The sequence below is a fragment of the Streptomyces sp. NPDC054841 genome (assembly GCF_053611045.1).
The window spans coordinates 1-2661 of sequence record NZ_JBSGZO010000758.1; the positions used below are offsets into that span (position 1 = coordinate 1).

General features: G+C 69.8%; 4 protein-coding genes. 2 read left to right on the forward strand and 2 right to left on the reverse strand.

Translation table 11 applies throughout. The features are described 5' to 3' along the window. Window positions 1-28: 28 nt before the first annotated feature. Both ACWGI8_RS42815 and ACWGI8_RS42820 read right to left on the reverse strand, forming a co-directional pair. A complete protein-coding gene (locus tag ACWGI8_RS42815) occupies window positions 29-268 on the reverse strand; it encodes a hypothetical protein (protein ID WP_453668875.1) in 240 nt (79 codons plus the stop codon). A gap of 317 nt (window positions 269-585) precedes the next feature. Continuing rightward, window positions 586-930 carry a hypothetical protein gene (locus ACWGI8_RS42820; protein WP_453668876.1) on the reverse strand — a complete coding sequence of 115 codons (345 nt, stop codon included), beginning with the start codon at window positions 928-930 and terminating at the stop codon, window positions 586-588. A 476-nt stretch (window positions 931-1406) separates the two neighbouring features. Here ACWGI8_RS42820 and ACWGI8_RS42825 point away from each other — a divergent pair, with 476 nt between their 5' ends. Then, on the forward strand, window positions 1407-1826 hold the full coding sequence (locus ACWGI8_RS42825) for a YciI family protein (RefSeq protein WP_453668877.1): 420 nt from the start codon (window positions 1407-1409) through the stop codon (window positions 1824-1826). Window positions 1827-1834: 8 nt separating this feature from the next. After that, window positions 1835-2661, forward strand: an 827-nt coding sequence (locus ACWGI8_RS42830) for an RNA polymerase sigma factor (RefSeq protein ID WP_453668878.1), incomplete at its 3' end; no start/stop codon positions are given.

Here is a 2661-nt window from a genome sequence, read left to right on the forward strand (position 1 = left end):
GGTAAGGGCCGGATGCAGGGCCCGGAAATCAGCCAGCGTCGGGGCGCCGACCGACCAGCTGAGTGAGCAGCTCGACGATCTGGGCCTGGTTGCGGTCGATCTTCTTGTCGAGGGCTTCGACCTTCTGGTCCAGGTTGCCGATCTGGAGGCGCACCGCGGTGAGGTCGGACTTGATGATCCCGAACTCGCGGTCGTGCTTCTCCGCGACCTCTTCGAAACGCCGGGTCAGGGCAGCGAGCTCGCTGTGGGCGATGGGGCCCTCGGGCACGCGGATACTCCTGCCAGATCACAAAAACCGCAGATAAGAGGACTCCACGAAGCGCCCGCACCCCACGCCGTCTTCGTTCCACCTGGCCGCAGGCTGGACGAAGACGGCGAGCCCTTACGCCGTTCTCCTCAGCACGACTGTGGCCTCCATCGGCGCTGCTCCGGCCCACTCGGATCGGGCCCGGCGCAGCGCGGCGACGTGAGTGGCGGCGCCGACGCTCGGCACGGGCGTCCTCAAGCTGGGCTGGCCCGCCGTCCGTTCATGCGGTCTGTGGAGTCCACGCCGGGGGCCGTCTGGCCCTCCGGAGGTGTAGCGAGCTACGCCGCAGCCGCGAGGCCCGGGTACTGCTTCAGTACCATGCGGGCCTTGACGACCGCTTCCCGCTCGTAGGTGGCCCAGTGCGGATGGGTGGCCACCTGATGGGACAACTCGACCAGGAGCCGGCGCAGCCGGGCTTCCTCGGCGCGCTGCTCGTCGGTGTAGCCGGGGCTGTCGTCGCGGCCGCCGGTGACCTCGCCGGTATGGGGGTGCTCGGTGCCGGGCCAGCCAGGCATGGGCTCGACAGACCACGGAAGAGTGCCGCAGAGCGCCTCGTAAGCGGTGCGGATCTCGTACAGGCGACGTTGCGCGTCGATCAGGTCAGACGGGAAGGTTTCAGCCACGCCGGAATGATATGCCCGTTCGATTTTATGGCTGGGCTGACACCCCGAGACCAGCACCGCCTACTGTGACTGCGCGCCATAAGTGGCCCTTGAGCGTCGCGGTTGGCCCGTGAGCGCGATAGTCGGCCCGCCGAGCGTGTTGGATGCAGGGCTTGCGAGGTCGTGTCGGGGCCACGGGCATCACTGCGGTTCGACCGGATCAGGCGTATCAGATAATGCTCCCGTTCGGGCGTTGTGCCCGCGAAGGTTGCGGGGGCGGGTGCGGGAACGAGGACTGCCCGGGGTGGAGTCTTGGAAGATCTCGTTCCGTCTCGTTCCAGCGCCCCGCCGTGGACCCGAACACCACGGGACGGCTCACTCAGTCTGATCTACGAGAGCCAAAAAAGTTCGGACGGCGATGTCGAGAACCGGTGACTGGCTCCGTCCCCGAGGTGAACGCGACCACAATGGGTCGCACAGCACCGAGGAGAAACACGATGGCCAAGTATCTGCTGCTCAAGCACTACCGCGGCGCTCCGGCTGCGGTCAACGACGTGCCCATGGACCAGTGGGCGCCGGAGGAGATCTCGGCGCACGTGCAGTACATGAACGACTTCGCGGCCCGGCTCGAGAAGACCGGCGAGTTCGTCGACGGTCAGGCGCTCGCTCCCGAGGGGACGTGGGTCCGGTACGACGGCGAGGGTCGCCCGCCGGTCACCGACGGTCCGTTCGCCGAGACCAAGGACCTCATCGCCGGCTGGATGGTGATCGACGTCGACAGCTACGAGCGTGCCATCGAGCTGGCCGGGGAACTGTCGGCTGCCCCTGGGGCGGGCGGGAAGCCGATCCACGAGTGGCTCGAGGTGCGCCCGTTCCTGGCCGCGCGGCCCACCATCACGGAGTGTCCTCATCGATGACCTCATCGATGGACGAGGTCCTGCTCCGGAGCCTCACGCCGAGCGTGCTCGCCATCCTCGTCCGCCGCGGAGCCGACTTCGCGGCGGCCGAGGACGCCGTGCAGGACGCGCTGGTCAAGGCGGTCCGCGTCTGGCCGGCCGACCCTCCGCGGGATGCGAAGGGCTGGCTGGTCACCGTTGCCTGGCGCAAGTTCCTCGACGCGACCCGGGCGGACGCCGCCCGCCGCCGGCGTGAGGACCATCTCGACGAGGAGCGGACGCCCGGGCCCGCGCCCGCGGTGGACGACACGCTCCAGCTCTACTTCCTCTGCGCCCACCCGTCACTGACCCCGTCGTCCGCGGTCGCGCTCACGCTGCGCGCCGTCGCCGGGCTCACCACCCGCCAGATCGCCCAGGCCTACCTGGTGCCCGAAGCGACCATGGCGCAGCGCATCAGCCGGGCCAAGCGCACCGTCTCCGAGGTGCGGTTCGACCAGCCCGGCGACGTCGCCACCGTGCTGCGCGTCCTCTACCTGGTCTTCAACGAGGGCTACTTGGGCGACGTCGACCTCGCCTCCGAGGCCATCCGGCTCACCCGGCAGCTCGCGGCCCAGGTCGACCACCCCGAGGTGGCCGGGCTGCTCGCCCTCATGCTGCTCCACCATGCCCGGCGTGCCGCCCGGACCTCGCCCGACGGCAGCCTGGTACCGCTCGCCGAGCAGGACCGCGGCCGGTGGGACACTGCGTTGATCGCCGAGGGCGTCGAGATCCTGCAGGCGGCCCTCGCCCGCGACCGGCTGGGCGAGTTCCAGGCCCAGGCCGCCATCGCGGCACTCCACGCCGACGCGCCCACCCG